Source organism: Myroides marinus (assembly GCF_900109075.1).
Classification (GTDB): domain Bacteria; phylum Bacteroidota; class Bacteroidia; order Flavobacteriales; family Flavobacteriaceae; genus Flavobacterium; species Flavobacterium marinum_A.
Map to the genome: position 1 here is coordinate 1 of NZ_FNYS01000046.1, position 3524 is coordinate 3524.

3 protein-coding genes are annotated in these 3524 nt (G+C 29.3%); 1 reads left to right on the forward strand and 2 read right to left on the reverse strand.

What is annotated here, in order from left to right; all coding sequences use genetic code 11:
- Window positions 1-52 precede the first annotated feature (52 nt).
- On the reverse strand, window positions 53-1441 hold the full coding sequence (locus BMX53_RS18795) for a serine protease family protein (RefSeq protein WP_074748501.1): 1389 nt from the start codon (window positions 1439-1441) through the stop codon (window positions 53-55).
- A 404-nt stretch (window positions 1442-1845) separates the two neighbouring features.
- On the opposite strand from BMX53_RS18795, the gene BMX53_RS18800 reads away from it, so the two are divergent.
- Window positions 1846-2100, forward strand: a complete 255-nt coding sequence (locus tag BMX53_RS18800; RefSeq protein WP_074748504.1) for a MerR family transcriptional regulator — start codon at window positions 1846-1848, stop codon at window positions 2098-2100.
- A gap of 110 nt (window positions 2101-2210) precedes the next feature.
- On the opposite strand, the gene BMX53_RS18805 is transcribed toward BMX53_RS18800, so the two are convergent.
- Window positions 2211-3524 (reverse strand): site-specific integrase (locus BMX53_RS18805; protein WP_074748507.1); only part of this gene is annotated, 1314 nt, incomplete at its 5' end.

The following is a 3524-nucleotide window of genomic DNA, read 5'->3' on the forward strand; positions in this document are numbered from 1 at the left end:
ACCAAGAAAGAGATTTGGTTTTAAATCGCCTAATGAAGTTTTTGCAGATAAATTAGACAAAATAGCAACTGTTGCATTTATAACTTGAATTCACGCTATGAAAATTTTGACCTAATAAAAGTAATGTAGGTAAGTTACTATTTACTCTTTTTTGTGCGATATCTCCTAACAAGTGTGATTTACCATTTCCAGCATCACCTTTAACTATCAAATAAGGATTATTTGATAACTTTATATTTATTTTTTTAGTAATACTAAAAATAAAATCTTCATTATATCGTCTAATTTCTCTTAATCTAGATAATTCAGCCTCGTAAGGAAATTCATAATTATGACTTCTATTAGATTTAAAACTATCTTTCTCACTTCTTAGTTTATACAGTTCAGTTGATTTTTCATTTACTTTAGAATTTATTGATTCTATTCTATCAAGTAGCCATTGAATATCAATCTTATTTTCAACTGAAAAATTTAATGCTCTAATCCATTCTAAAACTATTGATTTAACCTCTTCAAATTCAACCTCAATTTGTTCTAAATGTGTATTGTTTACAATTTTCCTATATCCATACCCAGTTATCCATTCATCAAATATTGCCGTAAATTGTCTTTTAAAAACTGTATCCTTTGCTATATCATTAAATACTTTTGCAATAGGTAATTGAAAATTTAGGACTTCACTAAATCTAGGTCCAAGACCAGTAATTGATTGTTTAATATGCTTTTTAAAAAAATCATCCGTTAGATCATAACTAGCAAAATAGTTGAACTGAATTAATGGTAAATAACTCTTTGCAAGAAATTCATTTGCTATATCAATAAATTGAGCATAAATAACCTTTCCTTTTTCTTCAGCTCTAAACCTTGTAAAAATACCATAAAGAAAAACATCTGCTCCCGTTTGTATAAAAACACCACTTCCAGAGAATCCCATTGTATTATATGATGTATAATTTTCTAATAATTCTAATTGAAATCTATCATCTAATAATTGAATCCATTTAGGATATAATACAGCTAACTCTTTGCCTTGTGTAGCCTTTGAAAATCCTTTAATGATAAAATCATTATAAGTACTTTTTTCTTTTACTACTTTAACTTTGGGGATTTCGCCTAGAATACCTTCGACATCTTTTTTATCTAATACAAGAACAGCAACATCTTTATTCTCTTCTTTAAATAATAAATTTGAATTTATCGTAACTTTTAATGATTTATAAGAAGTTAGATCCTTATATAAAAAATCTATCTCTACCTCAACTCTCTGGTTTTGAAACTTATCTCCATCTTCAAACAAACAATGAGATGCAGTTAATACATAGAGCTTTTCCTTTAACTCATCCGAATAATATATTACACCTGTTCCAATACAAGCTCCATTATTTACATCTTTCAGTCTTACAGAAAGCTTAGATATTACTTTATCTAATTTTTCAATCATTATCTCAATAAATTTAGTCTATAAATATTTTTAATAATTAATTATGAAGTAAATAACCCCCATTTACTCCATTATACTAATATTAGTAAAATTACAATAAATATTTTCCTTTAAAAAAGATACTGTAGAATTCAAGGCTTATAGTTACAGTATTTATAATTGTATTTTTCCTATTTACACACTTGAAAAGTTACTATTAATCTGTTAAATTGAATGAGCTGATTTTAGTGCCGATTATTTTGAAAAAAGTGTTATACAAACAGATCTAAATACATGTGACTCAAAGAATTTAAATTATTGTATCGATTACTATGATAAAAGCCAAACTCTTCTTCTTTATACCAATTATACTAATCGATATTGAGATCCACCTACCTTAGTTGTTTAACCTAAAAACAACTATCATGGAAAATCAAATTACAAAAGAAGACCTAAGATTGTTTGCTCAAACAATCATTGGAGAGTTAAAAGAAATCTTAGTTAAACAAAACAAAGAAACCTCTCTTGAATGGGTAAAGGCTAAAGTAGCAAGGCAATTACTTAGTATCTCACCAGCTTCATTACAAACACTTCGCATCAGTGGTAAATTGCAGTATCGAAAAATACTTGGCTCGTATTACTACAACAGAAAAGAGATAGAGAACCTATTTAATAAGTAGAAGTTAACTTCTACTTATTAAATAGGTTAAAAAATTAACTCCCTCTAATTCCTTACTACAAATACCACAGTTGAATTATTAGAAATTGTAGAGAATTCGAGGGAGTTTTGTTATCCATTTAACTGATTAATAAAGGTAGTTAGCTGAGCTAATTTATCAGGATTTAGATTTTTTAAACTCTCAATTAAGTCTGTGTAACTATCAGCATGTTTACTTGATTTTATTTCAAGTTTACCTTTTAATTTCTGCATTTCGATCTTGATAGATTCTTCCTCTGTTAGAGCGTATTCCTCTGTTTGTTTAACAGAGTGATGCCCCAACATTTCTTTTACCACGTGAATAGGAACACCATTACCAAGAGTTACAGTACTTCCAAAAGTTCTTCTTGCTTTATGGGTGTTTAATTCGCTTATCTCACATAGAGAAGCAATCTCTTTTAAGTACTCATTCATCTTTTGATTAGAGCGAACAGGAAGCACAATATCTTTACCGATACACGCAGGATGATCTTTATGTTTTTCCATTATCTCAATAGCTTTTGGAAGCAGAGGAATAGTGATATTAGCATCTGTCTTTTGTCTGTTAATTCTAATCCACAGATTACCTTCTTCATCTTTTGTAATATCACTTTTCTTTAACTGAAATACATCAATATAAGCAAGTCCTGTATAACACTGAAAAATAAAGACATCTCTTACAGTAGCTAATCGTTCATTAGTGAATTCTTTGTTCTCTAAAATAGATAACTCTTCCTTGCTTAATGGCTTTTTATTGAGCTTAGTCTTTTTAGGTTTGTATTGTACAAATGGATTGGAAGGGATAATTCCTTTAGCAACTGCTCGTAGAACAATCTTCTTGAAGTTTGAGATATACTTTATAGCTGTGTTATTAGAACACGCTCTAACGGTCTTTAAATAATGCTCATAACCAAGTACAAACTCATAATTGAGTTCTCTAAACTCTATATCTTCTTTACCATATACATAACGAATATATTCAGCTACATGCGATCTTGCTGTAACATACCTTTCATGTGTTCCAATAGCATACTCTTTAGGCACAAGTTTAAAAACTTCATCGTTATGCTTTTGGAATTCTTCTAAAACTTTAGCTTTACTTGTTCCCTTACCTTGGATATAATCCATAAGCACAGAGGCAGTAATAGGCTCTTCATTACTTAAGAGCTCTAATTTGTACTTGGTAATCTTAGATATGATTGTATCTAAGAGGTAGTTTAGCGTTTTAGCATCTTCTTTAGCACCATTAGCACGACCTGCTTTTTGGTTCCATCTTTTGATATCCCATTTGTGACTAAGAGAAGTCTCTTTGCGAATACCATCTACTGTGATTCTAAGGTAAACACCTCTTAAATCACTTTTCTCTCTATTGGGTTTAAGAAAGAAATTAATTGATAACTGTTTTTC